Origin of the sequence: Variovorax sp. CAN15 (assembly GCF_030462475.1) — a bacterium.
GTDB lineage: Bacteria > Pseudomonadota > Gammaproteobacteria > Burkholderiales > Burkholderiaceae_C > Variovorax.
Map to the genome: position 1 here is coordinate 17,917 of NZ_JASMRZ010000049.1, position 23,653 is coordinate 41,569.

Annotated in this window: 20 protein-coding genes and 1 pseudogene; 15 read left to right on the forward strand and 6 right to left on the reverse strand. The window is 68.4% G+C overall.

Annotated elements, in window-relative coordinates:
- The first annotated feature begins 62 nt into the window (after positions 1-62).
- Entirely contained in the window at positions 63-989 is a 927-nt protein-coding gene (locus tag QMO14_RS23215) for a folate-binding protein YgfZ (RefSeq protein WP_301510049.1), read from the forward strand.
- A 150-nt stretch (positions 990-1,139) separates the two neighbouring features.
- Positions 1,140-2,078 (forward strand): hypothetical protein, encoded by a 939-nt coding sequence (locus QMO14_RS23220; RefSeq protein ID WP_301510051.1) that lies wholly within the window; start codon positions 1,140-1,142, stop codon positions 2,076-2,078.
- On the opposite strand, the gene QMO14_RS23225 is transcribed toward QMO14_RS23220, so the two are convergent.
- Positions 2,072-2,971 carry a YbgC/FadM family acyl-CoA thioesterase gene (locus QMO14_RS23225; RefSeq protein WP_301510052.1) on the reverse strand — a complete coding sequence of 300 codons (900 nt, stop codon included), beginning with the start codon at positions 2,969-2,971 and terminating at the stop codon, positions 2,072-2,074. The two genes, QMO14_RS23220 and QMO14_RS23225, sit on opposite strands and share 7 nt — an antisense overlap.
- Positions 2,968-3,885 carry an alpha/beta hydrolase gene (locus QMO14_RS23230; RefSeq protein WP_301510073.1) on the reverse strand — a complete coding sequence of 306 codons (918 nt, stop codon included), beginning with the start codon at positions 3,883-3,885 and terminating at the stop codon, positions 2,968-2,970. Before QMO14_RS23230 ends, QMO14_RS23225 begins: the two co-directional genes overlap by 4 nt.
- A gap of 143 nt (positions 3,886-4,028) precedes the next feature.
- Between QMO14_RS23230 and QMO14_RS23235 the strand changes: the two genes are divergently transcribed.
- The 7 genes from QMO14_RS23235 (at position 4,029) to QMO14_RS23265 (ending at position 12,948) form a co-directional block, all read left to right on the forward strand.
- A complete protein-coding gene (locus QMO14_RS23235; protein WP_301510054.1) occupies positions 4,029-5,165 on the forward strand; it encodes an iron-containing alcohol dehydrogenase in 1,137 nt (378 codons plus the stop codon).
- Positions 5,166-5,349: 184 nt separating this feature from the next.
- Entirely contained in the window at positions 5,350-7,686 is a 2,337-nt protein-coding gene (locus tag QMO14_RS23240) for a type VI secretion system Vgr family protein (RefSeq protein WP_301510055.1), read from the forward strand.
- A gap of 20 nt (positions 7,687-7,706) precedes the next feature.
- Positions 7,707-8,096 carry a DUF3592 domain-containing protein gene (locus tag QMO14_RS23245; RefSeq protein ID WP_301510056.1) on the forward strand — a complete coding sequence of 130 codons (390 nt, stop codon included), beginning with the start codon at positions 7,707-7,709 and terminating at the stop codon, positions 8,094-8,096.
- A 22-nt stretch (positions 8,097-8,118) separates the two neighbouring features.
- Positions 8,119-10,782, forward strand: a complete 2,664-nt coding sequence (locus QMO14_RS23250) for a DUF2169 domain-containing protein (protein ID WP_301510057.1) — start codon at positions 8,119-8,121, stop codon at positions 10,780-10,782.
- Positions 10,783-10,802: 20 nt separating this feature from the next.
- Entirely contained in the window at positions 10,803-11,864 is a 1,062-nt protein-coding gene (locus tag QMO14_RS23255) for a pentapeptide repeat-containing protein (RefSeq protein ID WP_301510058.1), read from the forward strand.
- Positions 11,861-12,532, forward strand: a complete 672-nt coding sequence (locus tag QMO14_RS23260) for a DUF3540 domain-containing protein (RefSeq protein WP_301510059.1) — start codon at positions 11,861-11,863, stop codon at positions 12,530-12,532. Before QMO14_RS23255 ends, QMO14_RS23260 begins: the two co-directional genes overlap by 4 nt.
- 29 nt (positions 12,533-12,561) lie before the next feature.
- Complete coding sequence (locus QMO14_RS23265) at positions 12,562-12,948, forward strand: DUF4150 domain-containing protein (RefSeq protein WP_125952906.1); 387 nt, start codon at positions 12,562-12,564, stop codon at positions 12,946-12,948.
- A 117-nt stretch (positions 12,949-13,065) separates the two neighbouring features.
- On the opposite strand, the gene QMO14_RS23270 is transcribed toward QMO14_RS23265, so the two are convergent.
- The 3 genes from QMO14_RS23270 to QMO14_RS23280 all read right to left on the reverse strand — a co-directional run bounded on the left by QMO14_RS23270 (position 13,066) and on the right by QMO14_RS23280 (position 16,246).
- Entirely contained in the window at positions 13,066-14,046 is a 981-nt protein-coding gene (locus QMO14_RS23270) for a tripartite tricarboxylate transporter substrate binding protein (RefSeq protein ID WP_301510063.1), read from the reverse strand.
- Between the two features lie 75 nt (positions 14,047-14,121).
- Complete coding sequence (locus tag QMO14_RS23275; RefSeq protein WP_301510065.1) at positions 14,122-15,543, reverse strand: cell wall metabolism sensor histidine kinase WalK; 1,422 nt, start codon at positions 15,541-15,543, stop codon at positions 14,122-14,124.
- Entirely contained in the window at positions 15,536-16,246 is a 711-nt protein-coding gene (locus QMO14_RS23280; protein ID WP_301510066.1) for a response regulator transcription factor, read from the reverse strand. The genes QMO14_RS23275 and QMO14_RS23280 overlap by 8 nt, the downstream gene beginning before the upstream one ends.
- A gap of 197 nt (positions 16,247-16,443) precedes the next feature.
- On the opposite strand from QMO14_RS23280, the gene QMO14_RS23285 reads away from it, so the two are divergent.
- From QMO14_RS23285 to QMO14_RS23305, 5 genes are read left to right on the forward strand one after another with little or no spacing between them, the layout of a single operon-like run.
- A complete protein-coding gene (locus QMO14_RS23285) occupies positions 16,444-17,598 on the forward strand; it encodes an efflux RND transporter periplasmic adaptor subunit (protein WP_301510067.1) in 1,155 nt (384 codons plus the stop codon).
- The gene (locus QMO14_RS23290; RefSeq protein ID WP_301510069.1) at positions 17,591-20,686 is read left to right on the forward strand and encodes an efflux RND transporter permease subunit; all 3,096 of its coding nucleotides are present in this window, start codon (positions 17,591-17,593) and stop codon (positions 20,684-20,686) included. The genes QMO14_RS23285 and QMO14_RS23290 overlap by 8 nt, the downstream gene beginning before the upstream one ends.
- Positions 20,687-20,702: 16 nt before the next feature.
- Entirely contained in the window at positions 20,703-22,208 is a 1,506-nt protein-coding gene (locus QMO14_RS23295) for an efflux transporter outer membrane subunit (protein WP_301510070.1), read from the forward strand.
- On the forward strand, positions 22,205-22,576 hold the full coding sequence (locus tag QMO14_RS23300; RefSeq protein WP_301510071.1) for a RidA family protein: 372 nt from the start codon (positions 22,205-22,207) through the stop codon (positions 22,574-22,576). Before QMO14_RS23295 ends, QMO14_RS23300 begins: the two co-directional genes overlap by 4 nt.
- Positions 22,573-22,941, forward strand: a complete 369-nt coding sequence (locus QMO14_RS23305) for a hypothetical protein (RefSeq protein ID WP_301510072.1) — start codon at positions 22,573-22,575, stop codon at positions 22,939-22,941. Before QMO14_RS23300 ends, QMO14_RS23305 begins: the two co-directional genes overlap by 4 nt.
- Here the strand turns inward: QMO14_RS23305 and QMO14_RS23310 are convergent.
- Positions 22,905-23,498, reverse strand: a pseudogene (locus QMO14_RS23310) (phospholipase); the annotation flags it as partial. The gene QMO14_RS23305 and the pseudogene QMO14_RS23310 sit on opposite strands and share 37 nt — an antisense overlap.
- On the opposite strand from QMO14_RS23310, the gene QMO14_RS23315 reads away from it, so the two are divergent.
- Positions 23,391-23,653, forward strand: a 263-nt coding sequence (locus QMO14_RS23315) for a LysR substrate-binding domain-containing protein (RefSeq protein ID WP_301510075.1), incomplete at its 3' end; no start/stop codon positions are given. The pseudogene QMO14_RS23310 and the gene QMO14_RS23315 sit on opposite strands and share 108 nt — an antisense overlap.

The following is a 23,653-nucleotide window of genomic DNA, read 5'->3' on the forward strand; positions in this document are numbered from 1 at the left end:
GAACCGCAGGGCTGGAGGCCCTGCCGCCCCGAAGGAACAGGCCCGGCCATGATAATTCAGCGATGACCACTGTCGTTCTCAATGGGGTGACCGCCCTCTCCCATCTCGGCGTGATCCGCGCCGAAGGTCCGGACGCCGCGAGTTTCCTTCACGGCCAGCTCACACAGGACTTCTCCCTCCTCGGCGCCTCCGACGCCCGCCTTGCCGCCCTTTGCACCGCGAAGGGCCGTGTGATCGCGAGTTTCCTCGGCATCAAGCCGCAACCTGAGCTGATCCTGCTGGTGTGCAGCCGCGACATCCTCGCCGCCACGCTCAAGCGGCTGTCCATGTACGTACTGCGCGCCAAGGTCAAGCTGACTGATGCGACCGAGCAGGTCGCCCTCTACGGCCTGGCCGGCACCGCGCTCACCGCCAACGGGCTCGATGCGGCTGCCCAGCCCGGCAAGCGCACGGCCGTCGGCGATGAAGTCAGCGCCGTATCGCTCTACCCCGCCGACGGCGTTCCGCGCGCGCTGTGGATCGCCCCGGCCGGCCACGCGGCGCCCGCGGGCCCGGCCCTGGACGACAACCTCTGGCAGTGGAGCGAGGTTCGCAGCGGCATCGTGACCCTGACCACGCCGATCATCGACGCCTTCGTGCCGCAGATGATCAACTACGAATCCGTGGGAGGGGTGAATTTCAAGAAGGGCTGCTATCCCGGCCAGGAAGTGGTCGCGCGAAGCCAGTTCCGCGGCACGCTGAAGCGGCGCACCTATCTCGTCCAGGCCGATGCGCCGGTGTCCGTGGGGCAGGAAGTGTTCGCTGCCGGCGACGCCGAACAGCCTGTCGGCACCGTGGCGCAGGCCGCGCCGGCCCCCGATGGCGGCTGGTCCGCGCTGATCTCCATGCAGATCGCCGCGCTGGAGGCTGGTGGCCTGCGCGCGGGTGCGGCCGACGGCCCGGTGCTCACGGTCGAGCCACTGCCCTATCCGCTGCTCGAAGACATCTGAGCCTGCGCTCCCCTTACCCCCAACGCCCCTGAAAGCGGCGTTTGGCGCTATCGAACAGATGGCGCCATTTTTTTGCGCGTCTTTTAACCCCGTTGTCGCTGCTGGCCCGTGCAGGCCTTCACCGATCAACTCCGGCAAGGAAGACACATCATGAAGCGCAGACTTTTTTCCACCGTCCTGGCCGTGACCGCCATGACTGCCGTGGCCTCGCTCCCGGTCCGCGCGCAGACCTCGGAACGACCCTATGTTCCGTCCACCCCTTCCAGCCGCATCGGTTCGCTGATGCAGGTCAGCGTGGTCGACCGCGGCACCGGCGCGGAGCTGCCTATCTACCGCCATCGCGGCGAATACTGGGTGGCCGGCCGTCCTGGCGCGCGCTATGCCATCCGGGCGCGCAACGCGATGGGCGAGCGCATCATGGCCGTGATGTCCGTGGACGGCGTCAACGTGGTCACGGGCGAAACCGCTGGCGTCGGGCAGAACGGCTACGTCTTCAGCGCCCGCGAGCGCAGCGACATCACCGGCTGGCGCAAGAGCGATTCGCAGATCGCCGCCTTCGAGTTCGCCGCGGCCGGAAATTCCTATGCAAGCCGCACCGGCCGGCCCGACGATGTGGGTGTGATCGGCGTCGCGATGTTCCGCGAGCGCATGCCCGAGCCGCCGCCTCCGCCGGTCACGCCGTTCCCGCGCCGCGACGACCATGGTGGATACGGCCCCGAACGCGAGCGCCGCAGCGAATCGTCGTCGTACCAGGGCGACGCGCGGGCCAAGGCAGGCGCAGCCGACAACGCCGCTCCCGCTGCGGCCGCCGAATCTTCCGGCAGCCTGGCACGCCAATCCGCGCCCAGCCCAAGCCTGGGCACCGCTCACGGCCGCCGCGAAACCTCGTACGTTGGCAAGACGACTTTCGAGCGCGCCCAGCCGTCGCCGGACGAGGTGGTCCGCATCCGCTACGACAGCCGCGAGAACCTCGTGGCTGCAGGCGTGATCCCGGTGCCGCCCCCGCCGCGTTGGCCGCGTCCCGCGGGTCCGTCGCCGTTCCCCGGCTCGGACCCGGGCTACGTGCCCGATCCTCCGAGCCGCTACTGAGAGGAAGAAGAGGACCGAAGCGGCCGGCGCATCTCGATATGCGGAATGCCGGCCTCCTCGAAGCCGTCCCCGTGCGGCACATAGCCCAGCCGCGCATAGAAGCGCTCCGCACTGCGCTGCGCATTCAGCGCGACCACGCTGGCGCCGCGCTCCCTGGCGACGTCTTCCAGCGCCTGCATCACCGCCGCGCCATGGCCGCCGCTGCGCAGGTTGCGGTGCACCGCAACGCGGCCGATGTGCGAGATGCCGTTCTCTGCCGGCAGCAGCCGGGCCGTGGCGATGACCTGCCCCAGCCGGTTGCGCGCCACCGCATGCAGCACCACCGCGTCCTGCTCGTCCCATTCCAGCGCCTCGGGAATGTTCTGCTCCTCGATGAACACCGCGCGCCGCAATGCGCCGGCGCCTTCGCCCAGCGTGGCCCAGTCGCCCGTCTCGATGGTGCGCATGGCCTCGCCGGCTTCATAGCCCAGCAGCACCTCGCGCAGCGCCGGCGGCACCGGCTTCGAGGTCTGCGTCGCCGGATCGGCGAACACATAGACCAGTTCGCAGCCGACCAGGAACTGGTCCTGCCGGAACAGCCCGCCTTCGAACACGATCGACGAGTTGCCGATGCGCACGCAGCGCATGCCCACGTCGAGCACGTCGTCGATGCGCGCCGAAGCCCGGAAATCGACAGTCGCCTTGCGCACGTACAGGTCGCCGCCCATCGCGTGCATCGACTCCTCGTACGGCAGCGCCAGCGCGCGCCAGTAGTCGGCGATGGCGGTGTCGAAGTACATCAGGTAGTGGGCGTTGAAGACGATCTTCTGCATGTCGACTTCGGCCCAGCGCACGCGCAGGCGGTGGAAGAAACGGAAGTCCTTGCGTTCGGTAGCTGTTGTCGTGTTGCTCATGGTGTCAGCAGTGCCTCCTTGACTGCCCGGGCCGCGTCGTCCTGCGCCTGCAGCGCCTCCGGAATCGCCCGGCCCATCTTGATGAATTCGTGGATCACGCCCCGGTAGATCTCCAGGTCGACCGGCACGCCCGCCGCGCGCAGCTTGTCGGCGTAGGCGATGCCTTCGTCGACCACCGGGTCGCACTCGGCCAAACCGATCCAGGCCGGCGCCACGCCGTCGACGTCATCGGCCAGCAGCGGCGCGAAGCGCCAGTCGTCACGGTCGGCCGGGGTGTTCACGTACTGTGCGAAGAAGAAATCGATCATCGCCTTGGTCAGCAGCGGTCCGTCGACGTGGCGCAGGTGCGAGGCCGTGTCCTGGTGCGCGGTGGTGCCGGGGTAGATCAGCATCTGCAGCGAGAGCGGCAGGCCCGCGTCGCGCGCGAGGATGGCACAGACGGCCGCGAGCGTGCCGCCCGCGCTGTCGCCGCCCACCGCCAGCCTCGAGGGGTCGAGGCCCAGGCTTGCGCCCCCCTTCGAGATGAACTGGAAGGCGTCCCACGCATCGTTCGATGCGGTCGGAAACTTGTGCGCGGGGGCCAGCCGGTAGTCCACGGAGATCACCGCGCAGCCGCTCTTCGTGCTCAGCACGCGGCACAGCGTGTCGTGCGTGCGGATGTTGCCGACGGTGAAGCCGCCCCCGTGGAAATAGATCAGCACCGGCAGCACCTCCGATGAAGGTGCGTAGAGGCGTGCGGGAAGCGCATGGCCATCACGGGCAGCGATGCTGAAGTCTTCGATGCGCGCCAGTTCGGGCTTCGGCACTTCGAGCACGCCGGCGCCCTTTTCGTAGGAGGCCTTGGCTTCTTCGGGCGTCTGCCTGTCGAGCGGCGGGTGACCCGCGCGGGCCATGCGTTCGACGACGCTGGCCATCTTCGGCGTGAGCCGGGTGCCGCTCAGTGTTCCGGGCGCGACAGCGGCAAGGGTTTCTTTCGTGTGCAAGACGGTTCGCTCTTGTTAGATTTGGCTGGTCGGCAATCGTACTGCCCCGTGCCTACCGGGACATCCCCACATCCATGGCCCTCATCCAATACCTCACCCAGATCCAGTTCGAATTCGGCGCGATCAAGCTGTTGTCCAGCGAATGCGCGCGCATCGGCATCAACCGTCCGCTGATCGTGACCGATGCCGGCGTGCGCGCGGCAGGCGTGCTGCAGAAGGCGCTCGACGCCATCGCCGACCTCGAAGTCACGGTCTTCGACCAGACGCCCTCCAACCCCACCGAAGCCGCGGTGCGCGCGGCAGTGGAGCTCTATCGCAGCGGCCGCTGCGATGGCCTGATCGCCGTGGGCGGCGGCTCCGCCATCGACTGCGCCAAGGGCGTCGCCATCGCGGCCACGCACGAGGGGCCGCTCAAGACCTACGCCACCATCGAAGGCGGCTCGCCGCGCATCACCGAGCGCGTTGTGCCGCTGATCGCGGTGCCCACCACCAGCGGCACGGGCAGCGAAGTGGCGCGCGGCGCGATCGTCATCGTCGACGACCACCGCAAGCTTGGCTTCCACAGCTGGTTCCTGATGCCCAAGGCCGCGATCTGCGACCCCGAGCTCACGCTGGGCCTGCCGCCGAGGCTCACGGCCGCCACCGGCATGGACGCGATCGCGCACTGCATGGAAACCTTCATGTCGGCCGCGTTCAATCCGCCGGCCGACGGCATCGGCCTCGATGGGTTAGAGCGCGCGTGGGGCCACATCGAACGCGCGACGAAGGACGGCAGCGACCGCGAGGCGCGCCTGAACCTCATGAGCGCGTCGATGCAGGGTGCCATGGCCTTCCAGAAGGGCCTGGGCTGCGTGCATTCGCTGAGCCACAGCCTGGGCGGCGTCGATCCGCGACTGCATCACGGCACGCTCAACGCCCTCTTCCTGCCGGCGGTGATCCACTTCAATGCAGGCGCCGAGTCGGTGCAGAAGGAGCAGCGCCTGCAGCGCATGGCGCAGGCCATGCACCTTGATTCGGCCGGCGATCTCGGCGATGCGATCCGCGACATGAACGCGCGCCTGGGCCTGCCCAAGGGCCTGGCCGAAGTGGGCGTGACGTCCGCGATGTTCGAGCAGATCATCGACGGCGCCATGGCCGACCATTGCCACAAGACCAACCCGCGCCTGGCCACTAGAGACGACTACAAGACGATGCTCGAAGCCTCGATGTAAGGCTCGCGCAAGAAGCCTGTAAGGGCTTCTTCTACACATTGTTTTCGTGAGCTTTCCGAGGAGTGCTTCAGAGGGGAAAACGGCCCTCTCGCACCCCTCGCGTCATTTATGTGACATAAGGGATTTCTAGACTGTCACCGAAGGTTTCCCAGCCGCGGAAACCCAAGGGTCAGGGAAGTTCCGAATGCAGCGCACAGTCCAAGTCCACACCGTCCTGAGCTCGGAGCAGCTCAAGTTCCGCTCGATGCGGGGACGGGAGGGACTCAGCGAGCTCTTCGAGTTCGAGGTGGACATGGTCAGCAGCAGCTTCAGCCTCGATCTGAAGCAATTGCTCGGCACTTCGCTCACGCTGGAGCTGGCCGACGAAGGCGCACCGCGCTTCCTCAACGGCACCGTGGTGCGCTTCGAGCTCGTGGGCCGCGCCAACGAGACCGGCCGCCACTACATCTACCGCGCGCTGGTGCAGCCGTGGCTCTGGTACCTCACGCGCACCACCGACTGCCGCATCTTCCAGAACAAGAGCGTGCCCGAGGTGCTCGACGAAGTGCTGGGCAAGTACGGCTTCCAGTTCGAGAAACGCCTCACGGGCAGCTACCCCACCTGGGAATACTGCGTGCAGTACCAGGAAAGCGACTTCGCCTTCGTGAGCCGCCTCATGGAGCACGAAGGCATCGCCTACCACTTCGAGCACAGCAACGGCTCGCACCTGCTGGTGCTGGCCGACGACTCGGGCAGCTACCAGCCGCTGCCGGGCCACGCCAGCATCACCTACCGCCCGCGCGACCGCGTCGTCAACGCGCTGGAGCCCTGCATCGACCAGTGGCGCGTGGCCGAGCAGATCACATCCGGCCGCGTGATGCTCGACGACTTCGACTTCAGGAAGTCGCGCGCCTCGCTGCAAAGCGTGCAGCAAGACCCCAAACCTCACGAGCACTCGACCTACGAGGTCTACGAATGGCTCGGCGGCTACACCGAGCACCAGCAGGGCGATGCCTACGCCAGGATCCGCCTGCAGGAGCTTCAGTGCGCGCACGAACTGGCCTCGGGCCACACCAACGTGGTGGGCATGGCGCCGGGCTACCTGTTCCAGATGACGCACTGCCCGCGCGAGTCGGACAACCGCGAGTACCTCGTCACCGAAACCCGCTACGACCTGCGCGAGCCCGAGTACTCCTCGGGCGGCAACAGCGAATCGGTGTGCGAGTTCGACTTCACCGTGCTGCCTTCCTCCGTGCCCTACCGCCCCGCGCGCAAGACGCCGCGCCCGCGCACCAACGGCCCGCAGACCGCCACCGTGGTCGGCCCCGAGGAAATCTGGACCGACCGCTTCGGCCGCGTGAAGCTGCAGTTCCGCTGGGACCGCTACGGCCAGTCGAACGAGAACAGCTCCTGCTGGGTGCGCGTGTCCAGCAGTTGGGCCGGCGCCAACTACGGCACCATGCACATGCCGCGCGTGGGCCAGGAAGTGATCGTCGATTTCATCGGCGGCGAGCCCGACCGCCCCATCGTCACCGGCCGCGTCTACAACAGCGACCAGATGCCGCCGTGGGAGCTGCCCGCCAATGCCACGGCCAGCGGCATCCTCACGCGCTCCAGCACCGGCGGCGCGGCCAACCAGGCCAACATGCTGCGCTTCGAGGACCGCACGGGCGCCGAGCAGATCCTGCTGCATGCCGAGCGCAACCTCGACGTCGAAGTGGAAGCCGACGAGACTCGCGACGTGGGCGGCAACCGCACCACCGTCATCCACGCCAACGAAAAGCTCGACGTGCTGGGCACCCGCACCACGACCATCACCGACAAGGAAACCGCCACCTACAACGGCGGCGAAGAACGACTCGTGAACAGCGGCGGCGTCGAGACCATCAACGGCGGCCAGACCCGCACGGTGAACGGTGGCGAGACCGAGACCATCCACGGCGGCGAAACGCGCACGGTGACGGGCGGGCAGACCGAGACCATCTCCGGCGGCGAGACCCGCAGCATCACCGGCGGCGAGAGCGAAACCATCGCGGGAGGCGAAACACGCACCATCACCGGCGGCGCGACGTGGACCATCACCGGAGGTCTCACGGCCACGGTGGACGGCTCCGAGATTCTCACCACCAAAGGACCGCGCACCGAGAACATCACCGCGGGCGAGACCCGCAACATCACCGGCACCGTCACCGAGAACGTCAGCGTCGAGATCATCGTGAACGCGCCGAAGGTGACCTACAACGTGCCGCAGCACACCATCAGTTCCTCCCAGGAGAACAACTGGCGGATCGCGCGCGCCAGCGGCTGCGTCTTCCGCTTCGGCGCGGTGGCGACCTCGTTCGACGTCTGGGGCGCCAGAGCGCAGATCTATGCGGCCCTCAACCTCCAGCTGGCCACGGTGAAGATCGACATCTCGGCCTTCAAGAACAAGAACAACGGGCTCGCCCTCGAAACCTCGGGCGCCAACGTGAAGGCCGCGGGCGCCAAGATCCGCAGCGGCGGTCTGGCGATCCAGGCCAAGGTCATGAGCATCTTCAGCTGAGCACCACGACGACATCGCCCATGCAGTTCTGGTTGCCAGTGATTTCCGGTGTGCTGATCGTCCTCTTCCTGGCGTTGGTGATAGTGCACACCGTGCGCAGCAACAGGCCCTACCGCGAGGAAGAGCAGCGCTACGAGCGGCTCGCGGTCAAAGGCCAGCCCGCCAGCGCCGAGGTGCTGGCCCTGCGCGAACTGGCGCAGGGCACCTACGACAACGACGTCGAACTGAGGCTGCGCACCGTCGCCCTGGCCGGTCGGCCGCCCCTGGAACAGACGCTCAAGACCCGCATAGCGCGTGAACTCGTGGTCAATTTCATGCCGGGCCAGACCATCCATGTGCTGGTCGACCCGGCCGACACCACGGCCGTGGCCATCGACCGCCGCCGGTCGACCACGACCATTTCCCGCTGATCGCGCGCATCTCTCCGTTTCCATGAAAGTCATCAAGCCGCTCCGGCTCAGCGTACTGAGTCGCCCCTTTCCATGGCAGCGCCGCCAGCGGCTTGGCCTTACCGTGATCGCAATGACGGGCACGGATGCCGTGCCGGTGCTCTATCCCGACGCCGAACTCTGGCCCCTGGTGGCAGAGGAGATCGGCGAGCAAGGCGTGCTCGACCTGGGCATGCCCAAGCGCAGTGCGGAATTTCTCGCCACCGGCCACGCCTACACCGCACACCAGCAGACGCGCAACCAGTGCATGGTGAAGATGCGCGTCGGCACGATCGAGAAGAGTCTGCGCGTGTCGGGCGACCGCTATTGGCTCGACAGGCGCGCCACGCCGCCTCGAGACTTCGAGAGCATGCCGCTCGACTGGCAGCGCGCCTATGGCGGCGCCTCGTTCGCGGACAACCCGCTGGGCATCGGTGCCGACGAAGAGACCATCAACGGCGTGCGCACGCGCCGGCTTCCGAACATCGAGGCGCCCGACGCGCTCATCCAGCGCCACGACCAGCAGCTCACACCTGCCGGCTTCGGCGCCATCGACGTGATGTGGCCCCGGCGCTTCGCCCGCGTCGGCAAGGACTACGGCGAGCGCTGGGCGAGAGAAGACTTTCCGGCCTTCTCCGGCGACATGGACTGGCACCTCTTCAACGCGGCGCCCGAAGACCAGTGGTGGCGCGACACCGACAGCATTCCCGGCGGGGCCTCCTACGAAATCTGGAACATGCATCCAGGCAAGCCCTGCCAGGAAGGCCGTCTGCCCGACTGGCGCGCGCGATGCTTCCTCACCCTGGCGGGCGAAGCCGGAGAGACCACCTTCACCGATGTCCCCATGCGGATGACCACCGCCTGGTTCTTTCCGCACCGTGAACGCATCGTGCTCATCTATCACGGCGTGGCGGACATCCGGGAAGACGATGCCGCCGACGTCCTCCACCTGATGCCCGCGCTCGAGGAATCGGCTGCCGAGCCGCTGCCGGCCAGCCACTACCGGTCGGTCATGCAGCAGCGGCTCGATACGGAAAGCGGCGCGCTCTACAGCTTTCGTGATCGCGATCTGCTTCCCGCTGCGGCAATCGCTCCCTGGCTCGACACCATCTCGCTGAAAGACCGTCCGCTCGGCCCGCTGGCGAGCAATGCGCAGCGGCACGGAGAGTGGATGCGCGAGCAGATGCGCCAGAAGATGATCGGCGACGGGCAGGACCCGGATCGCTACTTTCCGCCGCCGGACCCGGCCGACGAACTGCCCACGCTGGATGCGCTGCCCGAATTCGTCGCACGCAGCAAGCGCCTCCAGGAAGAAGCCAGGCAGAAACTGCAGGCACAGCGGCAGGAGCTGTCCGAGACGCTTCGCGCGGGCGCGGCCGAAGCCGGTCCCGTGGGGCCGGACATGGCCCCCCTGCTCGCGCTGGCCGAGGGCCGCGAGCCTCCTGCGCTCAAGGGCCCTCCTTCCGCGGCAATGGCACCGCACATCCAGAGCATGGCTGCATCCATCTCGGAAGTGCCGGGAACGCTCGCCGCCGGCATGGGCCCGGTGACCGAACTCCTGGGCCGCGGGGAGTTCATCACCGCGGCGCAGCGCAAGATGTACCTCCACAGTGCCCACCATCAGGATGCGGCCGACCCGATGACGCCGCAGCGGGCCGCCGAGGCACGCCAGCAGGCAACGCAGATCCTCGCGGGCAGCCGGGACTTTTCGGACATGGACCTGACCGGTGCCGACCTGTCGGGCATGGACCTCAGTGGAGCGTGCTTTCGCGGCGCCCTGCTGGAGAGCGCCAACCTGCGCGGCGCGCGGCTCGACAACGCCGATTTCTCCCGCGCAGTGCTCGTGCGTGCGTGCCTCGACGGCACCTCGCTGCGCGAGACGCTGCTCGAAGGGGCCAACCTCGGTTTCGCCCAATGCAGGCAGACCGTGTTCGCCGCCGCGAATCTGCGCCACGCCATGCTCGAGAACATCCTGTGCGAGGACTGCGACTTCAGCGCTTCCCTGTGGGAAGACAACACAGTGGTCGAGGCATCGTTTGCGCGCTGCAGCTTTCGCCGCGCGAGCCTCAAGGTGGTCATGTTCCTTGAGAAGGTGCACCTGGATCAGCTCGACTTCGAGGAGGCGACGCTCTTCAAGCTGCACTTCGTGCGCTGCAAGCCCGGCGCGATCGGTTTTGCCGGCGCAAGGCTCGAAAGCTGCGTGTTCGTGGACGTGCAGGCCGACGGATGCGTGGATTTCACGCGTGCCAAGCTGCGCACCACCTGCGTGGTGGGCACCAGCAGCTTCAGACAGGCGAAGTTCGCTGCTGCCCATCTGCGCGAATGCAGCCTGCGCGCGGTGGCGCTTTCCGGTGCCTGCCTGGCCGATGCCCGACTGGACAACAGCGATTTCTCCGGATGCGATCTCACGCGGGCCGATTTCTCGCGCAGCAACGCGCGCGACTCGCGCTTCGTGCGAGCCAATCTCCAGCACGCCAGCCTGAGGGACGCCGACCTGATCGACGCGAGCTTCCAGAAAGCCGATCTGCGCCTCGCAGACCTGCGCGGCGCCAACCTTTTCCGCGCCGACGTCTCCCAGAGCCTCATGGACGGCTCCACGCTGCTCGACGGCGCCTACACGCACCTGGCCAAGGTCTATCCGGTGCGCCAGGACGCTGCGGCCGCATGACGCCGCACCGACTGCAGGCCATGGTGCAGCGCGGCGAGCCGATCCGGGAAAGAAGCTGCAGGGGCTGGCGCCTCGACGGATTGGATCTGTCCGGCGGAGTGTTCATCGACGTCGACTTCGACGGTGTGAGCTGCATCGGCACGCGTTTCGAGGAAAGCCAGTTCGAAAGCTGCACCTTCGCAGGTGTGCGGCTCAACGACGCGCAGTTGAAGAAGGCGGCCTTCGCGCAATGCGAACTCCCGTCGGCAGACCTGAAGGCCGCTGTCCTGGACGACGCCGTATTCCATCGCTGCAAGCTGCCGGACAGCGATTTCTCCCAGGCCAGCGTTGTCGATACCAAGTTCATGGAGAGCACCCTTTCGCGCAGCCGCTTCGCTGCCGGGATGCTCGAGCGGACGCTGTTCTTCCAGTCGCCGCTGGACGGCGCCGACCTCTCGGGCGCCCGTCTGGACAAGGTCGTGTTCTACCAGGTCGACCTGCGTGAAACCGCGCTCGCCGGCGCGCGCTTCGAGCGGGTCGTCTTCGTCGAATCCCGCCTTGGCGGCCATGATTTCTCCAGGCATCACTTTGCGCTGTGCCAGTTCACGGACGCTGACCTCGAGGGCTGCAACTTCGAGGGCGCGCACATGGCCCGGTGCAACTTCAAGGGTGCCAGGCTGCGCGGCGCGATTCTGCGCGGCGTCCAGGCGCCGCAGGCGCTCTTTCCCGAGGCCGACCTGAGCAGGGCTGATGCGCGGGGCGCGCATTTCGACCAGAGTCTCTGGATCGATGCCGTGCTCGCAGCCACCGATTTCGGCGGCTCCAGCATGCAGCAGTGCATCTTCCACCGCGCCGATTGCACCGGCGCCAGCTTTGGCGGTGCAGACCTCACCTACGCCGACTTTTCCGGCGCCGTGCTCGCGGGCTCGAACCTCGATGCCCGTCTCTTTCGCACCCAGCTGCACGGGGCACGGGACGTTCCCGACGCCCTGCGCGGCAATGCCGGCGTGCTGCCGAACGATCCGGACCTGTTCGAGGCGCAGCGCTGGTCCGAGCGCCGCAGGCCACATTCCATTCCATCCACGAAAGGCGAAATCCCATGAAGAACATCGCAGCATTGCGCAGCCCGCAGGCAGGCACCGCCGACGCCCCTGTGCAGCGCCTCGGCAAGGTGGTCGAGTTCCTGAGCGAAGGATCGCTGTACCGGGTGGAATGCGAGGACGGCGCCTGGCAATGCCGCCGCGCCGCCAGCTGCCTGCTGCGGCCCGAGCCGGGCGACACGGTGCTGATCTCCGGTCCCGATCGCTACCACGTCTACCTGATCGCGGTGATTGATCAGGCAGACGCCAGCGCGGCGCGCATCGAGACCACCGGCCGCCTCGTGCTGGCCGCGCCCATGGGCGGCGTGCAGATCGAAAGCCGCGAGGCCATCCGGCTGCAATCCGCCAAGGCCGTGGAAGTCAACAGCGCGCGCTTCGCACTCAATGCGAGCGAGGCCGATTGCAAGGTGGACCGCCTCGACTACGTCGGAAACGCGGTCCGGGCCATGACGGCGAGCATCCATGTCGTCGGGCGCCTGTGCGAGACCGTCACGGACCGGCTGGTGCACATCAGCCGCACGGCTTTCCGCATGACCGAGCAAACCGAGCAGTTGCGCTGCGGCCAGCTCGACTACGAAGCGACCGACCTTGCCCGCATCCATGCGTCGCAGACGGTGGTCACGGCGCAGGCGGTCGTGAAAGTCGACGCCAAGCAGATCCACATGGGCTGACCGCCTTCCAACAAGGAGGAGCCGACACCATGTTCGCCAACTGCCAGATGATGGGAATGGACCTGGCCTTTCCCGACGTGTGCAAGACACCGCCGGCCATTCCGATCCCCTACCCGAACTTCGCGCTCGGCCCGACCGCGATACCCAATGCGTGGAACATCCTCTTCATGTTCGCGCCGGCACACAACCTCGCGACCGTCACGCCGCTGACCAATGGCGACAACCCGGGCGTCACGCTGGGCGTGATCTCTCCTTCGGTGATGGGCCCTTCGCGCCACATCACCGGGTCGTTCACCGTGCTCCTGAAGGGCAGCCCTGCCACGCGCATGACCAGCCTTTCCGTACAGAACCGAAGCAACGCGCTGGGCATGCGCATTGTGCCCAGCCAATTCAAGGTGTTGATGCTCGCGCCTTGAACCGAGGCGCCGGCCGGACGCGATCTCTCGATCAGGGAGCCGCGATGCGCTTCCACGCGCTCGGCGCCTGATTCTCCAGGGTATCGATCTGGATTTCACAAACCCACCGCTGCCGCTTTACTCTGCTTTCACGCCCGCGGTGCGGATCACCTTTCCCCATTTCGCCGTTTCGGAGGTAATGAACGCATCGAATTCCTCCGGCGTGCTGCCCGCCGCAATGGTGCCCATCGCATCCAGCTTGGCGCGCGTGTCGTCGCTCCTGATGATGCGCGCCACCTCTTCCGACATGCGCTTGACGATGTCGCGCGGCGTGCCCGCCGGCGCCAGCATGCCGGCCCAGGTGCTGCCGGTGAAGCCCGCGAAACCCTGCTCGATGAAGGTCGGCACATCGGGCGCCGCCGCCAGTCGCTTGTCGCCCGCCACGCCGATCAGCCGAACCTTGCCGGCCTTGGCCTGGTTGATGAGGCCCGTCGGCGCATCGAAGAAAAGCTGGATCTGCCCGCCCATCAGGTCCGTCAGCGCAGGCACCGCTCCGCGGTACGGGATGTGGATCATGTAGGTCTGCGTCAGCGACTTCCACAGCTCGGTGGTCAGGTGCGCGGCCGAGCCGTTGCCCGAGGAGCCGAAGCTCACCTTGGCCGGATTGGCGCGCGCATAGTCGATGAGCTCGCGCGCCGTCTTGAAAGGCGCATCGACGTTCACGGCCGCCAGCAGCGGCGACACGCCCATCAGCGAAACGCCCGTCAGGTCCTTGCGCGGGTCATAGGGCAGCTTGGGGTACAGCGTGGTGTTCGCCGCATAGGCTGCGATGACAACGCCGAAAGTCGTGCCGTCCGGCGCCGCCTTGGCGATCGCATCGACGCCGATCAGGCTGTTCGCACCCGGCTTGTTGTCGACCAGCACAGGCTGTCCCAGCTTCGTCTGCAGCCCGACCTGCACCAGCCGCGCCATCTGGTCGGTGAAGCCGCCGGGCGTGTACGGCACGATCACGCGGATCGGCTTGGTGGACCATGCGGTCTGCGCGAACGACGGCAAGGGGAGGCTTGCGGCGGCGGTGGCGAGCGTGAAGCGGCGGCGGGACAGCGTGGCTTGGGACATGGCGGCGAAGGCTCTTTCGTTGCGTCGTTTCGGGAATGGACCGGGCCATTCTCGAAGCGCCAACCACCCGTCCGGTCAGGGTTTGCCCGGCACCGCCAGCGGCAGCCTCATATCGAACCGCGCCCCTCCCCCGCTCTCGTTCGCCGCATCGATCCGCCCGCCATGCGCGTGCACCACGGCCTGCGAAAGCGCCAGCCCGAGGCCCAGGCCCGGTGTCATCTCGTCCGAGCGTGCCGTCGCGCCCCGGTAGAAGCGCTCGAACAGGTGCGGCATTTCATCCCCGCGTATGCCGGGGCCGCTGTCGGCCACGGTGATGACTGCCTCGTTCGCATCCGCATCCGCACGCAGGCTCACGCGCACCGTGGTGTCAGGGGGCGAGAACTTGAGGGCGTTGTCGAGCAGGTTGGCCAGCGCGAGGCTGGCCGCGCCACGGGCGAAACGCGCAGCCACGGGCGGCGCGGGGGCCAGCGACAGGGCAAGGCGCCGCTCGCGCGCCAGCGGCTCGAGGCGCCTCAGGGCCTCTTCGGCGAGCTGGTTCAGCGACACCGTTTCCACCGCGTCGCGCTCCTGGCCGGCGTCGAGCCGGGCCAGCACCAGCAGCTCTTCGACCAGCAGCGTGAGCGACTCGACCTCCTCCAGCGAGGAGCGCAGCGTTTCCACGTATGCGGCCGGTTCGCGCGGCCTGCGCAGTGCCAGCTCGAGTTCGGTGCGCAGGCGCGACAGCGGCGAGCGCAGCTCGTGCGAGGCATCCGACGTGAAGCGCCGCTGCGCTTCCATGCCCTGCTCGATGCGCGCCAGCATGTCGTTGAGCGTGTCCACCAGCCGGCCGATCTCGTCGCGCGTGCCGGGGTGCGGCAGCCTTTCTCCGAGGTTCGCGTCGCCGATGCGATGAGCCTGCCGCACCACGTCGTCGATGGCGCCGAAGGCACGCCGTGTGATGAGCGCGCCCGCCGCGCCCAGGGCCAGCAGCAGCGCTCCGCCGAGGATGATGAAAAGCGCGCTGGCCATGGCCACGGTGCGGTTCACGTCGTCCAGCGAGCCGGCCACCTGCACCGCGAGCAGCGAGGCGCGGCCCGGCACGGGCACCGAGACCATGCGCGTGGGTTCCTCGCCGTAGCCGTCGAGCGTCTCGAACACGGTCTCGCCCGCCGCGAGCCGCTCGCGCAGCGCGGCCGGAATGGGTAGCTGCGCCTCGCCGAGGTTGCTGCTGCGCGCGAGCACGCGGCCGTCGGCGTCGACGATCTGCACCAGCCGGTCGAGCCGCACGAACGAGGGGGCGCCAGGGCCTGGCGGGGCCTCGTGGACGATGACGGTGCCGCCCTCGCCGGCCGACAGCAGCATGCCCATCTCGGTCTCGGCCAGCGCCAGCAGCGCGGCGTCGAGCTCGCGGTGCACGTTGCGCGAGAACACGAGGTACGAGCCGAAGGCGGCGACCGCCATCACCACCACGATCACGCTGACGTGGGCCAGCGCCAGCCGCTTGCGGAAGCTAAGCATGCGCGACGCTTCCGCCGCCACCAGCACCGTCGTCCGCCAGCGCCAGCCTGAAGCCGCGCCCGCGAACGGTCTGGATCAGCGGCGCGGCCGGCGGCGCATCGACCTTGCGGCGCAGGTTGCTGATGTGCACGTCGATCAGGTTGTCGATGGCGATCAGGTCGTCCTTCCACACCTGCTCGGCGAGGCGCGAGCGGCTGACCACCTCGCCGGCGTGGCGCAGCAGGATCTGCAGGATCGCGAACTCCTTGTGGGTCAGCTCCAGCACCATGCCGCCGCGCAGCACGCGCTGGCTCATCGGGTCGAGGCTCAGGTCGGCCAGCGAAAGCACCATCGGGCGCACCAGCTCCGAACGGCGCAGCAGCGCGCGCACGCGGGCCAGCAGCTCGTCGAAGGCGAAGGGCTTGGTCAGGTAGTCGTCGGCGCCGGTGTTGAGGCCGGCCACGCGGTCGCTCAGCGCATCGCGCGCGGTGAGCATGAGCACGGGCGTCTTGCAGCCGCGCTGGCGCAGGTCGCGGCACAGGGTAAGACCGTCCTTTCCGGGCAGCATCCAGTCGAGCACGATCAGGTCGTAGGCGACGACGAAAGCCTCCTCGTCGCCCTCCTCCGCCGTGTGCACCACGTCGATCACGAAGCCCTCTTCCTGCAGGCCCCGGGCCAGCAGCCGCGCGGCCTTGCGGTCGTCCTCGATCAGCAGAATTCTCATGGCGCGGATCATGCCGCGCGTTCCTGACTGGCGGCTACCGAGCTCTGCGAAAGCCGATTCTGAAGAGAACTTCAGGATTTCTTGGGAGCTTCTTCAGGCGCCTTTTCCTACGCTCCCCGGCAGGAGACGGGAGCGGATCGAGGGCATGGGAAGGCGTCCCGTGCACGGCGCGCCCGTCCCGCGAGATCCGTATCGCGATGAAGAAGAAATCCCTCTACCAGATCACCCCCGCGCGCATCGTCTTCGGCGTGATGACCTGCGCGGCCCTGTGCGTCGATTCCTTCGACAGCACCGCCCATGCAGCCACCCCGGTGGCCGCCGCCCCCGCGCCGATGCTGGTGCGCCAGGGCAACCGCCTGAGCGTGCCCGCCGGCTCGCCGCTGCGCGATCGCCTGCTGGTCGCCACGGTCGGCCAGGACACGCTGCCGCACGAGGTGAGCCTGCCCGCCACGGTGGAAGCCAATCCGGCCAATACCGCCAACATCCTGCCGCCGCTGACCGGCCGGCTGCTCGAGCTGAAGGTGCGCCTGGGCGACACCGTCAAGCGCGGCCAGGTGCTTGCGACGATGAGCTCGCCCGACCTCGCGCAGGCCGTGGCCGACGCGCGGAAGGCTCGCGACGCACTCGACCTCGCGCAGCGCGCGCTGGTGCGCGCGCGCGGCGTGAACGAGGCAGGCTCCAACGCCGCCAAGGACGTGGAAGCCGCCAGCAGCAGCGTCGCCCAGCAGAAGGCCGAGCTCCAGCGCAACGAGGCGCGCCTGCGCAGCCTGGGCGCGGACGCGAGCGGCGCCCAGGCCGGCCAGGTGCTGAAGATCGTCGCGCCCACGTCCGGCACGGTCACGGCGCTGAACGCGGCCGCCGGCTCCAGCCTGAACGACGCCAACGCGGTGCTGATGACGGTGTCGAACCTGGATTCGGTCTGGGTCACGGTCAACGTGCCCGAGGGCGTGGTCGGCACGGTCGCGCCTGGGCAGAACGTGGTGGTCACGCTGGCGGCCTACCCGGAGCGCAGCTTCACCGGCAAGGTGGCCTTCGTGAGCGCGGTGCTCGACGCGGACACGCGCCGCGCCCGCGCGCGCATCGTGTTCGCCAACCCCGACGGCATCTTCAAGCCCAACATGTACGCGACGGCCGTGCTGGGCGTGCCGCAGGGCGCGCAGCCGCAGGTGCCGGCATCGGCGCTGCTGATGAACAACGACAGCGTGAGCGTCTTCGTCGAGGCCGAGCCCTGGACATTCGTGCGCCGCACGGTGGAGCTGGACCGGGAAGACGGCGACAAGGTTCGCATCCGCAGCGGCCTGGCCGCCGGCGAGCGCGTGGTGGTCCGCGGTGGTGTGCTGCTGAATGATTAATCTCATCATCACCCAGTTCTTCCGCCGCAGGCACCTGGCCTGGGCGATGTCGGTGGCGCTCGTGCTCTTCGGCGCGTGGTCGTGGACGCAGATGACGGTGGAGGCCTACCCCGACCTCGGTGACGTGAACGTGCAGGTGACCACGCAGGTCAACGGCCTGGCCGCCGAGGAGATCGAGCAGCAGATCACCACGCCGCTGGAGCGCGCGCTGAGCAACACGCCGGGGCTGGCCTCGATCCGCTCCAGCAGCACCTTCGGGCTGTCGCTGATCACGCTGACCTTCAAGGACGGCACCGACGACTACTTCGCGCGCCAGCGCGTGACGGAGCGCATCGGGCAGGTCAGCCTGCCCTCGGGCGCGCAGCCGGGCCTGGGGCCGGTGGCAGGGCCGGCCGGCGAGATCTACCGCTACACGCTGGAGTCGGACACGAAGAACCTGATGGAACTGTCGGAGCTGCAGCGCTGGAAGGTGATTCCCGCGCTCAAGCAGGTGGCGGGCGTGGTGGACATCAACAACTTCGGCGGCTTCACCCGCGAGTTCCAGCTGGAGCTGGACCCGGCGCGCCTGCAGAAGTACGGGCTGGTGCTCAACGACGTGGTCACGGCCATCAACAACAACAGCGCCAACGCCGGCGGCGGGCGCATCGCGCGCGGCGACCAGAGCTACGTGGTGCGCGGCATCGGCCAGATCCGCACGCTGGACGACCTGGGCACGGTGGTGGTGGCGCAGAGCAACGGCTCGCCGGTGCAGGTGCGCGACCTGGGGCGGCTGCAGTTCGGTCACCAGGAGCGCGGCGGCATCCTGGGCAAGGACACCAATCCGGACACCATCGAGGGCATCGTGCTGATGCTCAAGTACGAGAATCCCTCGCGCGTGCTGGAGGGTGTGCACAAGAAGATCGACGAGCTGCAGGCCGAGCTCGCGCCCATGGGCGTGAAGATCGTGCCCTACATCGACCGCGACGACCTGGTGAAGCTCACCGTGGACAAGGTGACGCACACGGTGCTGGAAGGCATGGCGCTGGTGTGCTTCGTGCTCATTCTTTTCCTGGGCAGCCCCCGCAGCGCGGTGGTGGCTGCCGTGGCCATTCCGATGTCGCTGGTGACGGTGTTCATCGTGATGCACTTCACCCGCATGCCGGCCAACCTGTTCTCGCTGGGCGCGATCGACTTCGGCATCATCGTGGACGGCGCCATCGTGGTGATGGAGGCCATCCTGCGGCGGCGCGAAGAAGAACCGCACGCCACGCTCACCGAGGGCAACATCCTCGAGACGGTGAGCCACGTGTCGGGACCGATCTTCTTCGCGACGCTGATCATCATCACGGCCTACTTTCCGCTCTTCGCCTTCGAGCGGGCCGAGGGCAAGCTGTTCAAGCCGATGGCCTTCACGGTCGGCTACGCGCTGGTGGGTGCCCTGCTCTGTGCGCTCACGCTCATTCCAAGCCTGGCCTACGTGGCGCTGCGCAAGCCGAGCAAGCCCTTCGTCAACAAGCCGCTGGTGTGGCTGACCGGTGCCTATCGCCGGGTGCTGGCGCGGCTGCTGGACGTGCCGGCCATCGCCTACGGCCTGAGCGTGGCGGCGCTGGCCGCGGTGGTGGTGCTGGGCGCCACGGCCGGGCGCGAGTTCCTGCCCGACATCGACGAAGGGGCGCTGTGGCTGCAGGTGCAGCTGCCCTCGGGCCTGTCGCTGGACAAGGCCAGCGAGATGGCGACCGAGCTGCGGCACGTGCTGCTCGAATACCCGGAAATCTCGTACGTGGTGACGCAGCTGGGCCGCAACGACGACGGCACCGACCCGTGGACGCCCTCGCACATGGAGGTTCCGGTGGGCCTCAAGCCTTATGGCGAATGGCCGGCCGGGGTGAAGAAAGCCGACTTCGTGCGCACCCTGACCGAGCGCTTCGCGCGCATGCCGGGCTTCGACGTGGGCATCAGCCAGCCGATCATCGACGGGGTGAACGACGCCGTGGGCGGCGCGCACAGCCCGCTGGTGCTGCGCATCTACGGCGACGACCTGAAGGAAAGCCGGCGCATTGGCAACCAGATCGTCGATCTGCTCGAAACGGTGCGCGGCACCGCCTCGGCGTCGCTGTTCCAGGAACCGCCGATTCCGCAAGTGGTGATTCAGCTCAACCGCGAGGCGGCGGCGCGCTTCGGCGTGAACGCGAACGACGTGGCCAGCCTGATCCAGACCGGCATCGGCGGCGCGCCTGTCATCACCGTGTACTCGGGCAACCGCACCTACAACGTGTCGGTGAAGATGCCCAAAAGCGCCAAGGGCAATACCGAGGCCATCGGTTCGCTGCTGCTCAACAGCTCCAGCGGGGCGAAGGTGCCGCTCGCGCAGGTGGCCGACATCCGCCTGCAGACCGGCGAAAGCACGATCTCGCACGAGATGAACGAGCGCCAGATCACGGTGCGCGTGGACAACCGCGACCGCGACCTCGCCTCCTACCTCGACGAGGCGCGCGAGCGCATCGCGAAGGAAGTGAAGTTCGACCCCACGAAGTTCCGCCTGCAATGGGCCGGCCAGTTCGAGAACCAGCAGCGCGCGCAGGCCCGGCTGAGCGTGTCGCTGGCCATCGTGGTGAGCATCATGGCGGTGCTGCTGTTCTTCCAGTTCGGGAAGATCCGGCAGGTGGCGCTGATCCTCGGCGTGGTGCCCATGGCCACGCTGGGCGGGCTGATCGCGGTGCACGTGGCGGGAGAAACGCTCAACGTGGCAACGGCCGTGGGCTTCATCGCGCTCTTCGGTGTCTCGATACAGAACGGGATCATCATGGTCGCGAACTTCCGCCGCGTGCGCGGCGAAGGTCTGGCGCTGCAGGCCTCGGTGCTCGAAGGCGCGGCCGAGCGGCTGCGGCCGGTGCTGATGACGGCCACGGTGGCGTCGGTGGGCATGCTGCCCGCCGCACTTGCCACCGGCGTGGGCACCGACGTGCAGCGCGGGCTGGCCACTGTGGTGGTCGGCGGGCTGGTGGTGTCGACGCTGCTGACGCTCTTCATCCTGCCCACGCTGTATTTCGCGATGGAACGCGTGTTCGAACGCAAGGGCTGGGGCACGCGCTCGCGGCGCGACCGCTAGGAAAGCAGAACAAGCAATGACGACGAAGAAGACAAACCTGGCGAGGCCCGTGGCGGCCGGCATCGCGGCGATGCTGCTGGCCGGCTGCGCGGTCGGCCCCGACTACGCCCGCCCGCAGCTGAACCTGCCGGAGCAGTACACGCCCGCCCCACCTGCAAGCAAGAAAGCCGACGGCGTGCCGCTGGCGCGCCTGTCGCCCGAACTCGACGTGCCGGCCCAGTGGTGGCAGGCCTTCCGCAGCGAGCCGCTGAACGCGCTGGTCACGCAGAGCCTTGCCGGCAACCCGACCATCGAGGCGGCCGACGCCGCCCTGCGCGCGGCGCAGGAGAACGAAGCCGCCGATCGTGCCGCCTTCTGGCCCAGCGTGGCGCTGGGCTACGCGCCCACGCGGCAGCGCGTGGCCAGCGCGGTGGCGAGCCCGGTGTCGTCCAACGCGAGCCTGTACACGCTGCACACGGCGCAGGTGACGGTGTCGTACACACCCAACGTCTTCGGCGCCACCCGCAGGCAGATGGAAGGAGCCGAGGCCGCAACCGAGCTGCAGCGCTTCCAGAGCCTGGCCGCGAAGCTCACGCTGAGCAGCAACGTGGTGACCGCCGCGATCACCGAAGCCTCGCTGCGTGCGCAGCAACGCGCCACGCTGACCATCATCGCGGGCCAGAAGGAGGTGCTGCAGGCCTATCGCAAGCAACTGACGCTGGGCCAGGTTGCGCCGGCCGAGGTCGACGCGCAGGAAGCCGCGCTGGCCGCCACCGAGGCCACGCTGCCGCCGCTGGACCGGCAGCTGGCGCAGCAGCGCAACCTGCTGGCCACGCTGGCTGGCCGCTTCCCGAGCCAGGGCGTGGAGGCGCGCTTCGATCTGGATGCGCTGCAGCTGCCGACGGAACTGCCGCTGACCCTTCCTTCCAGGCTGGTCGAGCACCGCCCCGACGTGCGTGCTGCCGAGGCGCAGTTGAAGTCGGCCAGCGCCGCCATCGGCGTGGCGGTCGCGGCGCGGCTGCCGAACGTGACGCTGGGCGTGAACTCGTACGGCTCCTCGGCCTACCGGCTGGCGGATCTGTTCAAGTCGTCCTCGCTCTTCTGGACGGTGGCCGCGAGCGTGACGCAGCCCATCTTCGACGGCGGCGCGCTCAAGCACCACGAGGCAGCCGCGCGCGCCTCCTTCGACCAGGCAGCCGCGCAATACCGCGCGACGGTGCTCGCCGCCTTCCAGGACGTGGCCAATACGCTGGAAGCCATCGATGCCGACACCCGCGCGCTGCAGGCGGCGGTGAAGGCCGAACGCACGGCTTCGCAGAGCCTGGCGCGCACGCAGGCGCAGGTGCGGCTGGGCGATGCCAGCGCGCTCTCGCTGCGCATTGCCCAGCAGGCCCAGCAGCAGGCATTGCTGAATCTCGTGCAGGCCCGCGCGCTGCGGCTGACCGACGCGGCCGCCCTCTTCCAGGCGCTGGGCGGCGGATGGTGGAATGCGCCACAACCTGCCATCGTCTCGTCTTCTTCCATTTCTCCCGCATCGCCATGAACATCATCCGCCACGACATGGGCCCCCGCTTCAGCGAGATGGTGACCGTCGACCTGGGCGCCGCGCGCCTGCTGTACCTCGCGGGCCAGGTGGCCGAGAACCCTTCGCTCGACATCACCGGGCAGATGCGCGAGATCCTGCATCACATCGACCGCCTGCTCGCCACGCAGGGAGCGACCAAGCAGGACCTGGTGAGCGTGACGATCTACCTGCGCACCGTGGGCGACTACGCCGCGATGAACTCGGTGTGGGACGAATGGGTGCCCGCCGGCCACACGCCCGCGCGTGCCACGGTGGGCGCGAAGCTGATCGACTCCGAATACCGCGTCGAGATCCAGGCCACGGCGGCGATCGGGCCGGCGCCGTGAAGCGCCTGCTCCTGCTCGGGGTGTCGATGCTGGGCGGCTGCTCGGCCTTCGACGCGCATTCCTTCGACCGCTCGGCAGGCTGGCGGGCCGCGCAGGTCGTCAGCATCGGGCACGCGAGCGACCTGGCCGCCACGGCCGATCGCGATTGCGGCGCGGATGGCGGTGCCGCAGCGCCCTATGCCGTCGTGCGCTACCGCAACGGCGGCGTGCATTCGCGCTCGATCGGCACGGGGCGCTGGCCCGCGGGCGCCGAACTCAAGGTCGGCGACGCGGTGGAAGTGAACATCCTCGACTGCGCGGCGCCACTGACGCTGGCGGCGCCGGTGGGTCAGAGCGGCAGCAGCTCGGGCACGCCGTCGCGCTGAAGCCAGCCTTCGAACTGGTCCGACAGCCGCCGCGCCTCGCGCGTGGCGCGGCCCCATGCGGCGATGCGCGCCTGCGCATCGTTCGCGAAGTGAATGAAGTCCTTGCGATCGGGCAGCTTGCCGTTGGGCAGCGTGCGGACCCATTCCGGGTCGGGCGCGAGCACCACCATGCGGTCGAGAAAACCGCTGGCCTTGTGGCGCCAGCGCAGGCCCTTGTCGAGCCAGCCCGGCACCACCGCCTGCTGGAAATGCGGGTACAGCACGATGCCTTCGTCGGCGGGCTGGTAGTCCAGATGCAGGTGGTAGTCGGTGATGCCGCCGTCCCAGTAGGCGCCGCGCGGCGCGCCGGGAATGTCGTGCACCGCCGCCAGCAGGAACGGAATGGAGCACGAGGCCTGCAGCACCATGTTGAAGTTGGCCTCGCTCAGCGCGTGCTGGCGCGTGCGGAAATCGCGCGTGGCAAACGGCAGGGCCGCGCCGGGCGTGGAGAACACGCAGCGCTCCAGCCACGCGCCCAGGCTCTTGCGGTGCAGGCTGTTGGTGGCGAAGGCGCCGAGGAGGCCGCCATCGAGGCGCGCGACGTGGCGCTGGGTTCGGCCGGGCGGCTGCGCATCGGCTTCGTCGGGGCGATGCTCTACCGGGGCCTGCCGCAGGCGCTGCGCGCCTTCCAGGCGAAGCATCCGGCGGTGCGCATCACGCTGAGCGAGCTCAA